This window comes from Haliscomenobacter sp. (genome assembly GCF_965225875.1).
Taxonomy (GTDB): Bacteria; Bacteroidota; Bacteroidia; order Chitinophagales; family Saprospiraceae; genus Haliscomenobacter.
On record NZ_CBDDBS010000002.1, the window covers coordinates 1143697 to 1163285 of the forward strand.

12 protein-coding genes are annotated in these 19589 nt (G+C 46.9%); 8 read left to right on the forward strand and 4 right to left on the reverse strand.

Features of this window, described 5'->3' with window-relative positions; translation table 11 throughout:
- The first annotated feature begins 148 nt into the window (after positions 1-148).
- From ACO08K_RS07380 to ACO08K_RS07405, 6 genes are all read left to right on the forward strand, one after another.
- Positions 149-1603 (forward strand): O-antigen ligase family protein, encoded by a 1455-nt coding sequence (locus ACO08K_RS07380; protein WP_421795748.1) that lies wholly within the window; start codon positions 149-151, stop codon positions 1601-1603.
- Positions 1600-2763, forward strand: coding sequence for a glycosyltransferase (locus ACO08K_RS07385; protein ID WP_421795749.1), 1164 nt, complete (start codon positions 1600-1602; stop codon positions 2761-2763). Before ACO08K_RS07380 ends, ACO08K_RS07385 begins: the two co-directional genes overlap by 4 nt.
- A gap of 122 nt (positions 2764-2885) precedes the next feature.
- Entirely contained in the window at positions 2886-4004 is a 1119-nt protein-coding gene (locus ACO08K_RS07390) for a glycosyltransferase family 4 protein (RefSeq protein WP_421795750.1), read from the forward strand.
- Positions 4001-5296: an oligosaccharide flippase family protein gene (locus ACO08K_RS07395; RefSeq protein ID WP_421795751.1), complete on the forward strand. Its 1296-nt coding sequence runs from the start codon at positions 4001-4003 to the stop codon at positions 5294-5296. Before ACO08K_RS07390 ends, ACO08K_RS07395 begins: the two co-directional genes overlap by 4 nt.
- On the forward strand, positions 5277-6092 hold the full coding sequence (locus tag ACO08K_RS07400) for an SAM-dependent methyltransferase (RefSeq protein ID WP_421795752.1): 816 nt from the start codon (positions 5277-5279) through the stop codon (positions 6090-6092). The genes ACO08K_RS07395 and ACO08K_RS07400 overlap by 20 nt, the downstream gene beginning before the upstream one ends.
- A 37-nt stretch (positions 6093-6129) precedes the next feature.
- Positions 6130-7032, forward strand: coding sequence for a glycosyltransferase family 2 protein (locus tag ACO08K_RS07405; RefSeq protein ID WP_421795753.1), 903 nt, complete (start codon positions 6130-6132; stop codon positions 7030-7032).
- A gap of 27 nt (positions 7033-7059) precedes the next feature.
- Here the strand turns inward: ACO08K_RS07405 and ACO08K_RS07410 are convergent, their stop codons facing one another.
- From ACO08K_RS07410 to ACO08K_RS07420, 3 genes are read right to left on the reverse strand one after another with little or no spacing between them, the layout of a single operon-like run.
- Positions 7060-7755, reverse strand: coding sequence for a LytR/AlgR family response regulator transcription factor (locus ACO08K_RS07410; protein WP_421795754.1), 696 nt, complete (start codon positions 7753-7755; stop codon positions 7060-7062).
- A gap of 10 nt (positions 7756-7765) precedes the next feature.
- Positions 7766-10651, reverse strand: coding sequence for a PAS domain S-box protein (locus ACO08K_RS07415; protein WP_421795755.1), 2886 nt, complete (start codon positions 10649-10651; stop codon positions 7766-7768).
- Positions 10652-11197 carry a heme NO-binding domain-containing protein gene (locus tag ACO08K_RS07420; protein WP_421795756.1) on the reverse strand — a complete coding sequence of 182 codons (546 nt, stop codon included), beginning with the start codon at positions 11195-11197 and terminating at the stop codon, positions 10652-10654.
- Positions 11198-11476: 279 nt separating this feature from the next.
- On the opposite strand from ACO08K_RS07420, the gene dnaE reads away from it, so the two are divergent.
- A complete protein-coding gene (gene dnaE / locus ACO08K_RS07425) occupies positions 11477-15013 on the forward strand; it encodes a DNA polymerase III subunit alpha (protein WP_421795757.1) in 3537 nt (1178 codons plus the stop codon).
- Positions 15014-15112: 99 nt separating this feature from the next.
- Here dnaE and ACO08K_RS07430 read toward each other — a convergent pair whose 3' ends face one another.
- Complete coding sequence (locus ACO08K_RS07430; protein ID WP_421795758.1) at positions 15113-16102, reverse strand: Rpn family recombination-promoting nuclease/putative transposase; 990 nt, start codon at positions 16100-16102, stop codon at positions 15113-15115.
- 339 nt (positions 16103-16441) lie between these two features.
- On the opposite strand from ACO08K_RS07430, the gene ACO08K_RS07435 reads away from it, so the two are divergent.
- Complete coding sequence (locus tag ACO08K_RS07435) at positions 16442-19402, forward strand: sensor histidine kinase (protein WP_421795759.1); 2961 nt, start codon at positions 16442-16444, stop codon at positions 19400-19402.
- The last annotated feature ends 187 nt before the right edge of the window (positions 19403-19589 follow it).

The following is a 19589-nucleotide window of genomic DNA, read 5'->3' on the forward strand; positions in this document are numbered from 1 at the left end:
GCCCAAATCTGATTAAAATAGGGCGATTTCCAAAAAACGCTTCATTTCGCAACAATCCCCCCCTTTTTTTCCAAAAACCTAAGAGTTCTGATCAGAGGGCAGATCTGCCTTAATTTTGATTCATCAAATCAAGCAAAAGCAATTTAAAATGACCATCGCTCAACACATTTCACTCTTACAACAAAGAAAGTTCCTGATCGGAGCTGGAGTGAGTGTGTTTTGTGTGGGTTTGAGTCTGTTTTTTGGAAGCGGCGATTTATTGATGAGTTCAGTAATGCTCTTATTGCCTTTTCTCCTGTTTTTTGCCGCTTGGTTGATCATTGACCCTCAGCAGGGAATATACTGGTCCCTGATCATGGGTTTTTTATCCTCAGGTTTGGCCCGGTACATGGATGCGCCCTGGGGATTGACCCTGGATGTTTTGCTTTTTTTGAGTACGCTGGGCTGGGTTTTTAAACAATACCGGCTGAAAAACTGGACTGCAGTACGCAATGACATTATGATGCTGGCATCGATCTGGATGTTGTACATTGTTTTGGAACTGGTTAACCCTGAAGCACATAGTGCAGTAGCCTGGTTTTACGCAATGCGCGGAATTGGTTTTTACCAGTTGATGTCCTTTGTGCTGGTGTTTACGTATTTCCGCAAAAATGCCGATCAAGATCGGATCATTCGGTTCATCATTTGGCTTTCTTTGTTGGGTACAGCGTGGGGTTTTCGCCAATTGTTGATGGGGGTCGATGCCGCTGAGCACCATTGGTTGTACGCAGAAAACCACCACGAGGAGCATATTTTGCACGGCAAACTGCGGGTGTTTTCTTACTACAGCGATGCTGGCCAGTTTGGTGCATCTCAGGCCATGGTAGCTTTAATGTGTGGCATTTTGGCTCTAGGGCCCTTCCCTTTGCGCAAACGGATTTGGTTTGCCATAGCTGCACTCATCACCTTTTTAGGCTTCGCCATTTCGGGTACCAGAGGTGCATTGGCCGTTCCTGCAGCTGGTATATTGATTTTTTTGATTGCCTCCAAAAACTTTAAAATCCTGGCTGCTGGCCTGATTGTGGTGGGCACCGCCTTTTACATCCTCAAATTCACCTTTGCTTTTCAAGGGGTTGAACAGATCCAACGCATGCGAACTGCACTCGACCCCAACAATCCATCACTGATGGTACGCTTGAACAACCAAAAGACTTTTGGCCGCTACTTGAGCAGCCGGCCGATGGGTGGAGGGATTGGAACCGCAGGTTTTTGGGGTGCAAGATTTAGTCCAAACACTTTATTGGCAAAAACAGCAACCGATAGCTGGTATGTCAAAATCTGGGCAGAAACTGGCACAGTGGGTGTTGCACTACACTTGTTCATACTAGGGTTTATTATGGGCAAAGGCGGCAGTATAGTCTGGCGGCTAAAAAACCCACTAATCCGTTACAAAGCGATGGCGATGTACGCCTCTATCGGCGGTGTATTGCTGTCCAGTTATGGCAATCAGGTCTTTGGCCAAATGCCTACTGGAATGATTATGAATGTATTGATTCCATTTGTTTTTCTTTCACCTCTGTACGAAAAAGAGCTGGAACAAACTGATAAATCCATTTCACTATGAATGTTATACTGACCCTTATCGGCCTTGTTGTCGCGCTTTATTTTGCATATAGTGCTGGATTTGTGGCCTTGTTTTCGGCAGCAGCCAGCTTGGTGAAGCGCAAGACAATTACCTGGAATGAACAGGACATAAAGCGTCGTTTTTTGGTGCTGATCCCAGCTTACAAAGAAGATTTGGTCATCGAACAAACCGCTCGGGCTGCACTACGGCAAAATTACCCTAGTGCGCAATACGAAGTCTGTGTGATCGCCGACCAACTACAAACGACTACTCTGGAGCGCCTGAATCAATTAGCGATTCGTGTGTTGCCAGTTTATTTTGAAAAATCCACCAAAGTGCAAGCCATCAACGTCGCTCTGGTGACGCTACCCTCAAATTACGATGCCGTGGTGGTGCTGGATGCCGACAACATCATGGCTCCAGATTTTTTGAACTTCATGAATGCCAGCCTGGCCCAAGGCTGGAAAGCAGTGCAGGGGCAACGCATTGGAAAAAATGCGGACACCCCCACTGCCATTTTGGATGGATTAAGTGAGGACGTGAACAACCATATTTACTGTTTGGGGCACAACGCGCTTGGTTTGTCCTCTCGTTTGTCCGGCTCTGGAATGGCTTTTGACTATCCGCTATTTAAAACAATAATGGCTCAAAACACAGCGGTAGGTGGATTTGACAAGGAGCTCGAAATCAGATACACCGCTAATGGCGAGTACATCTACTATTGCCCCGAAGCCGTAGTGTGGGATGAAAAAGTGCGTGGTCAACAAAATTTCCACAATCAAAGACGGCGCTGGATTGCCGCACAATACGCCAATCTGCAGCGCTTTTTTCCCACGGGATTAAAAGCGCTGACCCTAGGCAACCTGGATTGTTTTCACCGGGTACTCCAATTGGCCTTGCCACCCCGGCTTTTGCTTCCGGTCTTTTTATTCACAATGAGTGCCATTGCACTGGCTTTGGGCTTTTATCCTGGATTTTGGCTGACCTTATTTGGCCTCAATGTAGGTGGAATGTTGCTGGCGATCCCACCCAAATTTTGGAAGAGTAAGCAATACTTGAGCTTACTCAAGCTGCCCAGCATCATTTGGCAAACCCTAAAAGCAACGCTGCGGATACGGCACGCCAATCGAACGTTTATCCATACCACACATCATAATTAAACATACTATGCTAGGAGAAGGAATGCCTTGGAGCCTTTTATTGCTGATTGCAATGATTGGTTTTATTTGGGGAGTTTTTAACGACAAAGAGCCAAAGCGCAGTGAGAAATCTAAACATTTTAATGGTTTGTAAATCTCTGCCCGATACCTTTTCGGGCGGGATTCAAACCCACACCTGGTTGCTCAGTGGGGCCTTGCTTAAGGCAGGGCACTCCGTCAGCATCCTTACTGCAGGGTCTTTTCGGCAGAAACTTCAGCGAGAAACAGTAGAAGGACGGAAATTGATCAAACTTCCATTTGTACCCGGGCGAAAGTTGCCGGTGTTCAAATTGACTTTAGAAGAATTGTTTTTTAACCTGGCTGTACGCCGTTGGTTAAAAAACAATGCTCACAACTACGATTTGATTCATTTGCAAGGGCGCAGCGGTGGCCTGTCGCCCAAAGCTGTACTCAACAACAGTGTAGTGACTTATCACGGACTCACTGCAGCAGAGCATATGGGCAAAAGTACCTGGGACCAATGGTTGCATGGCTTACTGGCCGAGTTGCTGGAAAAAAGGCCCTCTAGGTTTGCACGCGGGCTGATTGTAGTTAGTGAAGGCTTGTTGACCAAGCTAAAAATAGCTTTCCCGCAAGTTTCTTCGCCCGTAAAGATTATTCCCAATGGCGTAAACGAAGGCCTGGAGGGAAATAAGATGGTGAATCGGGACGAGTTGTTGTTTGTAGGAAGGTTAGACCCGGTCAAAGGAATTGGAGTACTGATGGACGCCTTCCCTCATTTTTCACCCGCTATAAAGCTCAAAATAATCGGCGATGGCCCAGAGCTTCCCAAAATTGAAGCGCTGATTAAAGCCAGAGGCTTGGATAATCGAGTTGAGTTGTTGGGGGAAAGAAACAATGCGTACGTATTGGAAGCCATGCAAACGACATTGGGCTTGGTGTTGCCTTCCTTCATGGAGGCACAGGGCTTGGTACTGCTGGAGGCATCGGCCAATGGTCGCCCCGCAATAACCAGTGATTTGAGCGGAACAAAAGGGGTAATTATAGACGGTTACAATGGTTTGCGTTTTCCAATGGGAGACTCAAAAGCCTTGGCCGAAGCAGTCAATAAACTCTATGCGGATCCAGCTTGGGCTGACCAAATGGGGCGCAATGGCCGAGAATATGTACAAAAGCACTTTAGCTGGTCAAGTGTAGTCGCACAAACTGAGCAGTTTTACCATCAAATCCTAGGGGTATGAACCTGAATAACGTAAAAGCTGCCTTTTTGACCCAACTACTGCCCATGGCAGCACAAGTATTTGCTTTCATCCTGCTCAATCGGGTATTGAGCTTAGAGGACATGGGTTCTTGGTCTTATTTTCTCCTGTTTTTTTCATTGGCAGAAGGATTGAGGGCCACATTTGTGCACAATGCCTGGATTTATTTGTCTCGGCAAAGCCCCGATGTTCCAGCCGAAAAATGGAAGGCCGCCGCCTGGACGCTCCTGGGAGGAATTACCTTGGTTCTGATCCCCCTGATCGGGGTATTGGGTTGGCAGGTGCAGAATTTTTTGGACATGCCAATGTTGAGTGTCCTGTGTGCCTGGTATCCGGTATTGGCCATTACTGCTGGTTTGTACCAACTGACCCAAAGTGAGGCAATCAATGAGCTTCGATTCAAGCGCGCAGGTCAGGGGGCTTTAGCCATGAGCCTTAGTCTCTTGCTGATGTATGTGGGACTGTATGCTTTAAAAATGGACTTTGGCCTGATTACTTTATTGCTGATTCAATCCTTAAGCTACCTATTGGGAGCCTGGGCAGCTAGGCTGCGCTTGCCCGCAACACGGCCACATTGGGAGCAAGTCATCGCGTTGTACCGTTTTGGCAAATATTCAGCAGGAACCAGTTTGGGCTCATTGTTGTACCAAAAGACAGATGCCTTGTTGATCGGGTATTGGTTGGGGCCTACAGCGGTAGGCTTGTACAGTGTTGCTTCAAGAATCAGCTATTACCTTGAAATCCCGCTGAATGCCATTGCACAGGCTAGTTTCCCGGAGATGAGTGATAAATCTTTCACTCAGGAAAACCTCAACAAGAGCCTTGGGCTGATGGTTGCGAGCGGACTCCCACTTGCCATTGGAGTACTGATTACGGCACCTTTGATGATCTGGATTCTAGCTGGATCCAATTACCTGGCAGCAAGCAGTTGCCTGCGGATTTTTGCCTTAATGGCGATCATCAAACCCTTTGGCAGAATCATGGGCTTACAATTGGAAGCCAGTGGCCGACCTCAGCTCAATTTCCGCATCATGTGGATCAGTGTTGGAGTCAATCTTGTATTCAACCTCCTATTCATACCCTATTGGGGAATCGCCGGAGCTACGTTTGCCACCTTATTGGCCACTGGGCTTACGATCTTCCTCAGTAAACGCATGTTGGCGCAAAGCGGAGGGCCATTATTGGGTCCAGCGATCAAAAGCGCCGGGCATTATTATCAATTGTTGTTTCAAAACCTTCAAAAATCTTTTCACAATGTCTTTAGTTTTCGGTAGATTGCAATACTTGACCAGCACCCGGATGCAAGCTTCGCCCTTCCTGGCCAAGTTGTTTCAAGGGGTACTTGGATACACCAACGTGGGCAATTATGCGCGTTCAAAGGTTTTCAAACGGGTTTTAAAAGATTTGCCCTTTGAGTTCTGGCAAAAAGTGCTGGATTTGGGTTGTGGCTATGGCGAATACAGCGTCCTGATGGCGGATCTTTTGCCAAAGGCAAATATTACTGCCCTGGATGTGGATCCGGAGCGTTGCCAGACTTTTGAAAAGGTGCTGAATCAGGCGAATTTGTCGAATCAGATTCAAGTCGTCAACCGCAAAATCGAAGAGACAGTATCCTGGCCACAATACGATTTTGTATTCTCCGTAGACGTTTTTGAGCATATCCCAGAAGCAGAGATGCCTTTTGCGGCGGTATTGGATCGGCTGAAAGCTGGCGGGTATTTTCTGGTAAAAATCCCCAACCGCGACCAACGCACTTTGCTGCCCGAAGCCTGGTTCGAAGAACACCACCACTGGCTGGAAGAAGAGCACGTTGGGCAGGTTTACGATTTGCAGGGCTTGGTAAAACGTTTTGAGACAGAAGGTTTTGAGGTTGTTGCAGCGGAAAACACCGATGGACTCCTTTCCCGTTTTGCCTGGGAGTTGGCCTGGTTGGGAAAAAAAGGTGGCGTTGTTTTACAATTGCCTACGATGGTCTTGGCAAAGCTGTTGATTGCGCTTGACCCTCTTTTTCAGCGCAAAGGGAAGGGAAATGCCATTCATGTATTGGGCAGAAAGCCGATTGACTTTTAACGAATCACGATACGTTCTCCCAAACAATTGAATAACAATGGAACACATCAGCATCATCACTGTAAACTACCGTCAGCCAGAAGCTACGATTGCATTTTTGGAATCGCTTCAGGAACAGTCATTCCAAAATTACGAAGTTGTTTTAATTGACAATGCTCCACTGGTTGATCATTCTGCCGATTTTTCAGCAGCATGCCCTAATTTAAAATTGATCATAAATCCTGACAATATCGGTTTTGCCGCCGCCAATAACCAGGGGATGAGTATCGCAGAAGGAGATTTTTTCTTTTTGCTGAACAACGATACCATTGTGACGGAAGGCTTCTTTGAAACTTGTTTAGATAATTTCAACAACCCTAAAATCGGGGCTATATCCCCTCTGATTTGTTATTATGAATCAGGAGAGCGCATTCAGTTTGCGGGATTCACTCCTCTAAATTGGAGAGGGCGCAACGAATTGATTGGCCAGCATCAAATTGAAACAGGACAGTTCCAGGAAACGACCTCCACACCTTATGTTCACGGAGCAGCAATGATCATCCGCAGATCGGTCTGGGAAAAAGTGGGGGGCATGTCCGAAGATTTTTTTTTATACTATGAGGAGCTAGCATGGTCCGAAGCCATTAGAGCTGCGGGATATGAAATCCTGGTGGTTCCTCAAGCCCGTATTTACCACAAAGCTTCCTTGAGTACAGGTCAGGATTCCCCCCTCAAACTGTACTACTTGACTCGTAATCGTTTGGTGTTCATGCAACGCTTTAGACCTGCGGTACAACGATGGTTATTCATCAGCTATTTCTTCTTGCTGGTAGTGCCTGTGCGGGTTTATACCTTGTGGCGCTCCAAGCAGAACAATCACCTCAGCGCTTTTCAAAAAGCCCTGTTCGACTGGTTCCATGGCAATCTTGGGTATCAAACCTTAGGGGCGACAAAAAAATAAGTGATTATTTTGCCCCACCTAAGTGGATTATAAAGGATCGATCTTGCGCAGCAACAGCGGTTTGTATTGCCTGGATACCGGGATAACCTTTTTGTTGATCACGATGGTGTTGTCTTCTATGTCGACTACTTTGCTCAAATTGATGATGTAAGAACGATGGACTTTTAGCAATTGTGGGTGGTTGAGTTTTTCATCGATGCGTTTCAAAGTGGAATGAACCATATGTTTGGCATCATGGGTAAAAAACATGACATAGTCCCCCACGGTTTCAATATACAACAGGTCATCAACTGGAATGCGCACAATTCTGCCATCGGTTTTGATGAAGATGTCATTGGTGATTTTTTGCTGATGGTTTTGCTCTACCTTTTCTTTCACTCGGTCAATTGCTTTCATCAAGCGGGGAAAGGATACTGGTTTGCCTAAAAAGTCAACAATCCGTTCTTGAAATTCAAATGCCTGTGAGGCGTACTCGGTACGTGAAGTAGTAAAAATGATGTAAGGAAGATGAGTGACCGTTTTGACTAGGTCCATGCCACTCAAACCTGGCATTTCAATATCCAAAAGGATAAAATCCGCCCATTCCTGCTCCAATACCTCGATTACCTGAGCGGCACTTTTACAAACAGCAATTACCTCGAGCTCTTCAATTTTTTCACAAAATTTCTGCAGACTTACTCTTGACATTTCATCATCGTCCACAATGATACAGCGTAATTCCATCACAATAGATTTAAATGTTTTGACGCAAAATAGACTCTTGGGCTATCGTTAGTTGTAAACCATTCTCAATTTGGTTGCTTAGTAATTCGAACAGTCGCTCAATAGTAGATGGTTGCTCAGGGGTTTCGAGGGCTTTTTCAAATTCATCGATTATCGAAAAAATATGCCCTAAACCTACCATTTGAAAATTTGGTTTGATCTTATGGGCCTGAGCCTTGAGTTGCTTCCAGTCCTGTTGCGCGAGAGCAGTTCTCATTTCTTCAAGCTGAGGAGGAGTTTGGCGATTAAAAATTCCAATCATTATTTGAAAATGCTCCAAATCCCCCAGGTAATAATCGTTGATTTCATCCTGATTCAATCCGAGATGAATACCAGATTCCGTTTTTTCTGCAAGCTGGCTATTGTTGGGTGTCCGATCTTGCATGGCTTGAATGATCACCCCTTCAATCTGGTCTGGTGTAAAAGGTTTGGTCAGGTGATAATTCATTCCTGTTTGTAGTGCTTTTTCTTTTTCATCCAGCAATGCCGAAGCGGTTAGGGCTACAATTGGGATCTTATGATTGGGGTTATGCAGCATATTGCGCAACCGAATCGTGGTTTCATAACCGTCCATCTCGGGCATTCGAATGTCCATTAAGATGAGATCAAAGCAATCTTTTTCTAGTATATCCAGCGCTTCTCGGCCATTATTGGCGATCTGAAACCGAAAACCTTTCCGTTGCAAAACCCCAGCGATGTATTGCTGATTCAAAGTGTTGTCTTCCACAATCAATAGCTGTATTTGCCCTCTTTTGGCATTAAAGTCAATGTTTGGTTCAGGCTGGTCATTTTTGGCCTTTAACCCAACTTTCTCGAAGGTGATATCAACCCAGAAAGTGGTGCCTTTATGCTCTTCTGATTCTACCGTTATGCTTCCTCCGTGAATTTCAACCAGTTGTTTGGCAATACTCAACCCCAGGCCGGTCCCCCCATACTTGTACTTGGTCGCTTTTCCAGCTTGATTGAATCGCTCAAAGATGTGAGGTACTTGATCCTTAGGTATACCAATGCCTGTATCCGACACCTTAATGTTGACCTGTAGTGTTCGTTCGTCTTTTTTCCGGCAAACTGCACTCAGGGTGATGCTGCCCTTGTCCGTAAATTTGTAGGCATTCCCTAGCAAATTCAGGAGAATTTGGTTTAAAATGGTTGGATCAGCATATAGATTTTCATTGAGCGCAGAATCTATGTAGTGGTCAAAATGCACTCCCTTTTCCGTAATTCTAAAGGCCATTGCCTGAGCATTCACATTGATCAACTCGGAGAGGTTGATTTCACGCAAGGCTAAATCCATCTTGCCTTGGGTGATTTTGGTGATGTCCAGAATATCACTTACCAAGGCCATCAAAATATCTGAGGTATGTTTGATGTTGTTTAGAAAGCCTCTCTGTTCATCATTCAACTCCGTATCCATCATCAGGTAAGTCATCCCAACGATGGTGTTAATGGGATTGCGAATTTCATGGCTCATATTGGCCAAAAAGTCTTTTTCGGCATCTCTGGCCTTCTCTGCTTCTTGACGGGCTTCTTCCAACTCTCTTTGTAGCCGCTTAATGTCAGATAAATCATAGTGAATACCAATGGAGCCTATCACATTGCCCTTTTCATCGTAGAAGGGTGCACCACTGATCAACATCCATTTTCTTTCACCAGATTTTTGAATCAATTCAACTTCGTAAACGCCTGGTTCTCCCTTAATTCGATTGCTGTTCTGATTGTTCATCAAGCCATGGTATTCCACAGGAAGTAACATTTTCGTGGCATCCTGATTCAACAACTCCGCTTCCTTATAGCCAGTCATGGTGCAAAAACGATCATAAGCACGAGTGATTATGCCATATTGGTTCACTTCCAACAAACCGAATTCCATGTTTTCCATGATTCCTCGGTACTTCTCTTCACTTCTCCTGATTTTAAGCTCGCTGTATTTGCGATCTGTTACGTCTTCAAAGAACCAAAGGCGACCCAGGCTTTTTTCTTGTTGCTGAATTGGAATAAGATTGAGCGATAAAATCCGGCCATCATTTAGAGGCAATTCATGCTGAAGTACTTTGGTTGAAAACGAGTTGAGTTGAGTATAACCAGTCAATATTGGATTGGAGAGGTAACAGGCGTCAATGATTTCCATAAACTCCCTGGTCTGCTTGGAATGAACTTGTTTTTGAAATAGGGATGCCTCAAAAAAGTAATTAAATTTTCGGTTGACCAAAACTACATTTTGATGCTCATCTTCAACCAGAATAGCGGCCTGCAAATTTTCCAATAGCGCAATAAAGCGGGTATTCAATAAAGATAGTTTTTGCTCTGCAGCAACACGATGAGTGATATTACGGGCGAGGCCGGTCAGTTCAACGATTTCGCCATTTTTGATAACCAGACTGACTCGCAAGCCTAACCAAATTTGCTGCCCACTGGAACTAAGCACCGGAAATTCCTGATAAGTAGTATGAATTTTTCGCTCAAATTGCCGCTGGTGCAATCGATTGACTTTTGACTTAAACTCTTCGGTTACTATTTCAAGATAGTGTGTGCCAATTAGTTGAGAGGGCTCCTTCTGAAGAATACGCAACACCACCGGATTGACTTGGGTGAAAATGCCCGCAGGAGTCATCCAGAACATTAAGTCTTCGGCGCTTTCTATCAAACTACGGTAACGCTCCTGTTCTACCCTTAGCTCACTGGATTGGTACTCGACTTGTTTTTCCAGGTCTGCATTCAACTGCCGAAGTTTTTCATTGCTAAAATAGAGTTGAAGCGCTTTCTCTTCCAAAAGTCGTTCCGCCTCTTTCCGGGAAAGCCGCTCCCTTTCCAACTTCTTTCGCAACATCTTTACCTCATCCATCCTTCTGCTGTGCATTTACGATTTTCGGATCAACGTAAACTGTACAGTTGTTCCATCTGCTTGCAATGGCACTACTTGAATTGCTACATCTTCATTAAAATGATCCAAACATCCTTGAATCAATCCCAAAGCCAAATCACTCATGCGGCGACTGGAACTATACTCCAAAATCATTTTCACCTCATCGTGGTGATGAGTAATGAAACGAGGTAACTCAGCGTCAGGATATAGCTTGTGCACTTCTGCATGGATTACATCGTCAATTGACGCTAGAAATGAAAATGCATTGTTGAGAACTTCAGATGAAAAAAGAGGGTAAGATTCAAACAGCTTACTAAAAAGATACCTGCCATAATGTTGGTACAGGGCTGATGGCGGAAGTTGAGTGAGTTCAGAAAGTGCCCCCACCAGTTTTTGCATGTCTTCTGATGGATAGGTGCCTGCAGAGGTAAATACCCCTTGAGTTGACGTATTCGCATGGTCTATTACAGATTCAAGAAGGAGTTCGCCAAACTCTTTTTCAACCATTTCTAATAAATGAACAAAAACAATCCCTTTCATACTAGTAAGGTATATTCAGTCAAAAAAAAATGAAAGACACAATTAGTGATTATGACGAAACGGCGACTAAACTTACAAAATCTTTTACAATAATAATCAAGAGAATGAATAAGTTCAAAAAATAATATTCAATTTGTTTTTTAGCATGCAGCTTATTTTTTTGTGTTTTCCGGGTCAAAAAATGCCTGAAAGAACGTATCTTTCCACTCATTATTAGCCAATTTATTAGCAGGTACACAAAAAAATGCTAAGCTTCTGACCAACAAATAAAAAACAAAAATGCCCGATTTTCTCCACCTCCATTGTCATACCCAGTTCTCGCTTTTGGACGGTGCTTCCTCCATTACCCAGATGATGGACAAAGCCGTAAAGGACGAACAAAGGGCCGTTGCGCTGACCGACCACGGCAACATGTTCGGGGCATTTAAATTTGTAGCGGAGGCTAAAAAACGCAACCTCAAACCCATCATCGGTTGTGAGTTTTACCTGGTCAAAGACCGGCACCAAAAAGCCTTTTCCCGGGCTAAAGGGGAATCCGACGAACGCTACCACCAGTTGCTCCTGGCCAAAAATGCCAAGGGCTATGAAAACTTGTCCAAACTTTGTTCCCTGGGCTTCATCGAAGGTTTGTACGGCAAATACCCCCGCATCGACAAGGAGTTATTGGTACAATACCACGAGGGTCTAATCGCCAGCAGTTGTTGCATTGGAGCGGAAGTTCCGCAGTTGATCATGCACGGCAAGCTGGAAGAAGCCGAAAAACAATTGCGTTGGTGGATCGACCTGTTCGGCGAGGACTACTACATCGAAATCCAGCGCCACCGCGGTCTGGAAAACATCGATGGCATGGGCATCAGCCAGGAAGACATCAACCAAACCCTGCTGGGCTTCGCCAAAAAATACAACCTGAAAGTCATCGCCACCAACGACTCCCATTACGTGAACGAGGAGGATTGGTTGCCCCACGATATCCTGCTTTGTGTCAACACAGGTACGTATCTGGAGGAAGAAGGGCGCTTCAAATTCCCCAGTTCCGACTTCTTTTTTAAGACCAAAGCGGAAATGGGCCAGCTTTTTGCCGATGTGCCCCAAGCGCTGGACAACACCATCGAAATCGCCGACAAGGTGGATTTTCTGGACCTGGCACGCGAGGTATTGCTACCCGCCTTCCCCCTACCCCCTGGTTTTGATACTCAGGATGCCTACCTGCGCCACCTGACCTATGAGGGCGCACGGCGACGCTATCGGGACATCACCCCAGAAATAAAGGAACGTTTGGATTTTGAGTTGCAGGTTATCCAAAATTCTGGTTACCCCGGCTACTTCCTCATCGTTCAAGACTTTACGACCACCGCTCGCCAAATGGGTGTATCGGTAGGCCCGGGTCGGGGCTCCGCTGCGGGTTCGGCGGTCGCCTATTGCATCGGGATCACCAACGTGGACCCCATCAAGTACGACTTGCTTTTTGAGCGTTTTTTGAATCCAGAACGGGTGTCCATGCCCGATATTGATATTGACTTTGACGACCACGGTCGGCAACAGGTCATCGACTACGTGATTGACAAATACGGGCGCAATCAGGTGGCTCAAATTGTAACTTACGGCACCATGGCGGCCAAGTCTTCGCTGCGCGATGTAGGTCGGGTAATGAACATTCCCCTTTCGGAAGTGGACAGAGTGGCCAAAACCTTTCCCGTCCACCTTAAAGCTACCCTGGGTAAAATTTTGGGCAAAGAAGGCATCGACCCCAAACTCAAATCCGAACTCAACTCCGAAGACGTAGAAAAAGCCAACCAATTCCGCCAGTTGGCCGAAGGCCAGGATCAGATCGGACAAATGATCCAAACCGCCCGCAAACTGGAGGGCTCCGTGCGCAACACGGGTATCCACGCCTGCGGGGTGGTGATCACTCCTGACGACATCACCAAATACGTGCCCGTAAAAGTGGACAAGGATTCCGACATGTACATCACCCAGTTTGACAACTCGGTGGCCGAATCGGCGGGCTTGCTCAAGATGGACTTTTTGGGCCTCAAAACCCTGAGCATCATCAAGGATGCCGTGGCGATGATTGAAAAAAACCACGGCGTCAAACTGGACGTAGACGAGGTGCCCCTAGAGGACGAAGAAACCTACAAGTTGTTCCAACGCGGTGAAACGGTCGGTATCTTCCAGTATGAAAGTACGGGGATGCAAAAGTACATGAAGGAATTGGTGCCCACCACCTTCGAGGACTTGATTGCGATGAATGCCCTCTACCGCCCGGGCCCGCTGGAATACATCCCCAACTTCATTGCGCGTAAACACGGTCGGGAACCCATCACCTACGATGTGCCCGACTGCGAAGAATACCTGAAAGATACCTACGGCATCACCGTGTACCAGGAGCAAGTAATGTTGCTGTCGCAAAAACTGGCGGGTTTCACCAAAGGTCAGGCGGATAAGTTGCGGAAAGCAATGGGTAAAAAACTCAAAGCTGACCTGGATGCCATGTACCCTAAATTCCTTGAAGGTGGGGAAAAACGTGGTCATCCGAAAGACAGACTGGAAAAAATCTGGAAAGACTGGGAAGCATTCGCCTCCTACGCTTTTAATAAGTCGCACTCGACTTGTTATGCCTTTGTCGCTTTTCAAACGGCCTACCTCAAGGCGCATTACCCGGCTGAATTTATGGCCTCGGTTTTGACCCACAACAAAAACGACATCGGCAAAATCACCTTCTTCCTGGAGGAATGCCGCCGGGGAGGAATCCCCGTATTGGGTCCCGACATCAATGAATCCGAAATGGACTTCTCGGTCAACAAGGCTGGGGCGATTCGTTTTGGCATGTCGGCCCTCAAAGGTGTGGGTGAAGGCCCCGTAGATGAAATTGTGGAGGAGCGCAAAAACGGGCCGTTCAAAAGTCTATTTGAAATGCTGCGGCGCCTGCCCATGAAGGCCGTCAACAAAAAAGCCCTGGAAAGTTTGGCCCTGGGTGGCGCTTTTGATTGTTTTGAAGGTACCCACCGGGCACAATACTTCGCGCCTTCGGACAAATACGAGACCTTGCTCGAACACGCCATCAAGTTTGCCAGTGCGGTACGGGCCACCCACTCTCAATCGGCCAATTCTCTCTTTGGCGACATGAGCGATTCCGTGATGTTGCCCGAGCCACCTCTGCCACAAGTGGAGCAATGGTCGCTCTTGGAAAAATTGAATCGGGAAAAAGAGGTAACGGGCATCTTCATCTCCGGCCACCCGCTGGACGATTACCGCGTGGAGATCGAACACTTCATGACCTGTACCATCGATCAGCTCCCAAACCAGCAGAATAAACCTACCGTTCAAGTGGGAGGTATGGTGACCAAGACCATCCACCGGGTCAGCAAAAATGGCAATGGTTGGGGTATCTTCGAAATCAGCGACTACACAGGTTCCTACGAAATCAAACTCTTCGGCGAGGATTACCAAAAACATCGCCACCTGCTCACCGATGGCATCGCCATCTTCGTGAAAGGCCGCTTCCAAAAGGGTTGGAAAGACGACGGCGAAATGGACTTTAAAGTACTGGAAGTCCGCCTGCTGGAAGGCATCGCCTTGAGTATGACGGAATCGATCACCCTCAAGCTCCCCCTGGAACGGATCACCGAAACGATCATCGCTGAACTGGATGGTTTGTGCCGTACCCACACCGGGCCGCATAAGTTCAAGGTGGAAATCCTGGATCCCGCGGCGAAGATGCGGGTAAATATGGTGTCGCTGGACCGGAAAGTGAATGCGGATAACGATTTTATCCGGGAGTTGGGGCGATTGGGGCTGGAGTATGTGTTGAATTGAGGGAGTTATGAGCTTCGAAGGCCTTCCGGCATTTTCCCACGACTAAAGTCATGGGGTGGGGCGGTATGGTTGCCTCCCACGGATGAATCCGTGGGTTGGCTAATTATCAGCGATGTTTTCTTCCTCTGACTTGCTGATTACGGTTTCGACGTAAGCTAAGTCTTTGCTTAAAATCAAAGCTATTTCCTCGAGAGTTTTTTGGTCAATTTGATAGAGGTAGAGAATGGCCTTGTTGACACGTTGACGGGACTCCTCTTCAAGTTGTCGCATTTCTTCCTCAATCCGCTGACGTTCTTCTTCAATGCCGATCTTTATTCCTTCTGCTAAAATCATGTCATACGTACTCATGGCGGTTTTGTTTAGCGTTTTTGGTAGTTTTTGAATGAACCTGTGGATTTTTTCTTTTGCAAGTTGCGAATTTTTGTAAAAATAGGCAAGCACCAACACAATGAAATCCTGCTGGCTATTGGGTTCGGTTAAGTTGATAAAAATGAGTTCTGCGTTTTGCATGATGAAGTCGGGATCGTGGATGTGTTTGAGCATCAGGAAAGTGTTGATCAACAAACCTGTTCCCAATTCCAAAATTTGTTCATCACTCATATCCGTGACGTGGGTAAAGATGTAGTCAAAACGAGGTAAAAATGGCAAGATGCTTGCTGGCAGTTTATTCCCAAAATAACTGTCAAAATCCCGCTTTTTCCACCCTTGTTTGCCGTGATAAACCAGGATCGGGATAATGGGATTCAGTTTTTTGTTGTTTTGGTGCAGTTGCTCCGTCCAGGCATCCAGCATGTAACGCAATAACTGTAAATGCGGACGAGGTTCGGGTTTGCTTTTGTGTTCAAAAATAAAAGACAGCACCACAGATTGCTTGCCAATTTTTAATGGACTTTGGTAGACTACATCTGAAAAATACTCCTGTAACGCTGGCGAAACAAAAGATCCATTGACCCGCTCCAGTTTACTGAGGTCCAAGTCTTGTTGTAGGGTAGCTGGCAGCATGTTCTGCAAGTAATCCAGGGCAATGTCCAGCCTACCGAAAGTGGCCTTAAAAAATTCATCGTGGGGCTTGGAGGGTTTGGTGGGCATACGGCGTGATTTGAACACAAGGTAGGAGGCAGCGACGGGGAGGGCAAGTCACTTTTGGTGGGTTTTGACCAGGGCAAATTGGGGGGATTGAGTCGTTTCCGGTAGTGGGCAGCCACGCAGGGCTGCCCCAACCCACCCACACACTATTTTTCCCCCCAACCGGGGGATTTCCATTCCACCATTCCATCGTAATTTTGTCTTATCCACCAACCAACTGGTTTGCTGGTAAAGACATTTTTTCACCCGACGATAGAGCAGTTTCTCATGATCCCCTGCCCATTTGGTAGGGGTTTCATTTTTATAGTCTATGTTGTAACTTGCTAGCATATTGTCTACCGGATGAAAAGAAGCATATGTTGGGCCATAAGTTGGGTACTATTGACGGGAGTATGGGCGCAGAAGTACAACTTCGTCAATCTGAATGTAGAACATGGCCTCATCCAGTCGCAAGCCAATGCACTGTGCCAGGATCAACAGGGGCACCTGTGGATCGCCACAATGGGGGGCATTTCACGCTACGATGGCCAACATTTCACCGGATTTTCCATGAACGATGGTTTGGCCAACAACATCTGCATGACGGTTTTAGCCGATCGAAAGGGGCGGATTTGGATAGGCACCCAGAATGGGCTTTCCCGTTATGATGGATCCCGGTTCAAGAACTATCATTTTTTAAAAGCACCCGAGCAAAGCGAAGTCAGCTCCCTGGCGGAAGACCAACAGGGACGCATCTGGTGCATCGTCAAAGACAAAGTATACGGCATTGATCAAGGCAAAATCATTAAAGCAGATTTGCCTGAGGATCATCATTTTCGGCAGGTTTTTGCCGACCACCAGGGGCAAATCTGGGTTTGTGGCCCTGAGGCTCCACTATACACCTTACACCAAGGCCAATGGCAAGAAATTGAGCTGCCTGCGGGCGACAAATCGCTCCACGCGCCATACCGGCTCTATTCCGATCCGGATCACAACCTTTGGCTGCTTACCCGTGGCGGGGTGTTCCGCCGCAGACGTGGCGTGTATGAACAATTCAATCCGCCAGGTTTTGCGGAAACGGTCAAAGGAAGAATCCGGCGTTTGGCATTTGACCAAAACAAAAACCTATGGCTGGGCACTCAAGATGGCTTGTACCAAATGAAGCCAGAAGGCATCCGGCGTTTTGACCGCAGCAATGGATTTTCCCATAATGTTGTCACCGATCTATTCATCGACCGCGAGCAGCAGCTTTGGTTGGCGATGGCGGGTGGGGATGGCGTTTTTAGGTACGCAGGGGATACTTTTGAGCAATACGATGAGTCCACCGGGTTGCCCGCCGCTTCAGTAATGAGCATCTGCCGCGATTCTGCACAGCAGATTTGGGTCGGCACCTACGGCGGTGGTTTGGCCCGCTTGGGCAAACAGGGATTTGAAGCCGTTCGGCTGCCTCCAGCCGGAGCGCAACGCATCAACTCCCTCATTGCAGACCACAGTGGACACTTGTGGGTTGGTACCGAAGGACTCGGGCTCTGGCGATATCAACAAGGAAAATTCACCCAATTGCTCAACAGCAAAGATGGCTTACCCCAAGGAGTGGTGCTGAACTTGTACGAGGATCGGGCGCAACGCATCTGGATCGGCACACCTACTGGCATCATGCGCTACGCCAGTGGCCATTTCGAACAACTCAAAGCCTATAATTTTTTTAGTTCCTGCTTTTTGGACCTTGGCCAGGATTCATTGTTGGTTGGCAGTACCAGGGGTATTTTGTTGTTGCAAAGCGACCAAAATATTCTGCGCAAACAACCGGATTTGCTGCGAAAATCAACCGTCATCTGTGCGGCAAAACAGGGCTCAAAAGTATGGATTGGTTCGGACAACGGTCTGTTTTTGTGGGATTTACCCAGCAATTCATTCAAACATTTTAGCCAAAAATCAGGATTGCCATCCAATATTGTTTACAACCTCAGCGTGAGTAAAAAAGGCATTGTTTATGCTGGCACCGGGCAGGGGTTTGCACGTTTGGTGCACGATGCTAAAACACAAACCTACCAAATCGACAATTTTAGTGCCATGGCTGGCATTCCGAACTGGGAAAGTAATCAACACGCAACCTTGATTGATCGGGATGGTTCGGTGTGGTTTGGCACCACCAAAGGGCTGTTCCGCTACCATGCTTATACCCACAAGGCAACAGCTCCGCCGACTGAGGTCATTTTACAGTCGGTCAAACTGTTTTCCAAACCGCTGCAGGCGGGGCAATGGAATAAAGGCCTGAGTCCCTGGTACAACGTACCCCAAAACTTGCGTTTACCCCCCCGTAAAAACCACCTTGGATTTGAGTTTGCCACCGTTTCCTTACGAGACCCTCAAGGCATGCAGTACCAGTATCGCATTCAAGGATTGGATTCGAATTGGTCGGTGCTCTCCAACAACCATAAAGTAGAATACCCAAATTTGCCCGCCGGTAAGTTTGTTTTTCAGGCTCGAGCCCGCAACAAAGCCGGTCAATGGACCCCTAAAGTGCTCAATTATCACTTTGAAATCATTACCCCTTTTTACCAAATGCCCTGGTTTCGGGGTGGAACCATTGGTTTTTTGGTACTCTTGGGGGTAGCGATCCAGTCCATTCGGGTGCGCTTGCGTTTGCAGCGCAAACGCCAAATCGATCGTTTGCGACAGGAAGAACAGGAAAAAGTACGCCGCCGTACTGCCGAAGATTTTCACGATGAATTGGGCAACAAGTTGACCCGCATCGCTTTGCTGACTGAAATCCTGCAAAACAAACTTGGCCCTCAACAGCCCGATGTGAAAGGCATCGTCCAGCAAATCAAGGAAAATGCAGTGCAGTTGTATGGTGGAGCACGCGACATCATTTGGTCGCTCAACCCTTCCAGCGACAATCTTTTCGAAATCCTGACCCGCATCCGCGATTTAGGTGTCGATCTTTTTGCCGATACAGGAATTGAGTTTTCCTGTGAAGGCATTCTGGACAGCTACCACGATGTTCATGTCCCGATTGACTACAGCCGCAACCTGATCATGATTTTTAAGGAAGCGCTGAACAATTGCCTGAAACACTCCCAGGCCCAAGCTGTAACCTTTGAGGTCATGCCCATCGGGTACCAGTCCTGGCGGATCATCCTCCGCGACAATGGCAAAGGCTTTCATCTGGAAAACATCAAAAAAGGCCACGGCATCGACAACATGCAGGTTCGCGCCAAACGCATCAATGCTCAATTGGATTTTGCTCTGCTTCCCCTCGGCGGCACCCGGCTTGAGCTCCGCTTTGGACTAAAAGAAAAAAAGAGCGCCCCTGTTTGAAAAGGGATTAAATACCCTCCAATTTCCCATTACCCTATCATAAAAAATAAATATCGTGCATAACCCCGCCAACCCATGGGTTTATCCGCAAGAATGGGTGTGAAGTGTGAGAGTGTGGGTGTGGGTGTGTCGGCCTTCCATTCCCATTAAATACCGCCAACCCATGGATTTATCCGTGGGAGGCCAC